Here is a 399-nt window from a genome sequence, read left to right as displayed (position 1 = left end):
GCCCGCCGCTGTCATCACCGCAACGCCCCCGGCCGAGCCTGCGGGCCACAGCAGCCATTCGGTCGAGAACATCGCCTCCACCGCCAGCAGCAGCACGCCCACGGCCAGCCAGATCCAGAACGGCTGGGCGACATAGAAATCGGCGAGCGCAGTCATCGATCAGCTTCCTAAGGGAATTAGGCGGAGGGCGGGACGCTGCCTGCTGCGGGGCGACGCGGCGGGGCTGGACGCGCGGGCGCGACAGTCTGTCCGCTCTGCTGCTTGGCTAGGCCGACCATCTCGCCGATGCCGGCGATGGTGCCGACCAGGGCGCCCATTTCGGCGGGCACGATGACGGTGCGCTGCTGCGGGCTGCGGGCCAGTTCGGCGAAGGCTTCGACGTATTTCTGCGCCACGAAA

1 protein-coding gene is annotated in these 399 nt (G+C 69.2%); it reads right to left on the bottom strand.

The features are described 5' to 3' along the window. Positions 1–176 precede the first annotated feature (176 nt). Positions 177–399, bottom strand: a 223-nt coding sequence (locus CVH10_RS17975; RefSeq protein ID WP_369335863.1) for a band-7 C-terminal domain-containing protein, incomplete at its 5' end; no start/stop codon positions are given.

It is taken from the genome of Halomonas sp. ND22Bw, assembly GCF_003011945.1.
In the GTDB taxonomy this organism is placed as follows: Bacteria; Pseudomonadota; Gammaproteobacteria; order Pseudomonadales; family Halomonadaceae; genus Halomonas; species Halomonas halophila.
Note: the sequence above shows the minus strand (reverse complement) of the source record. Positions and strands in the feature narration are given on the sequence as shown.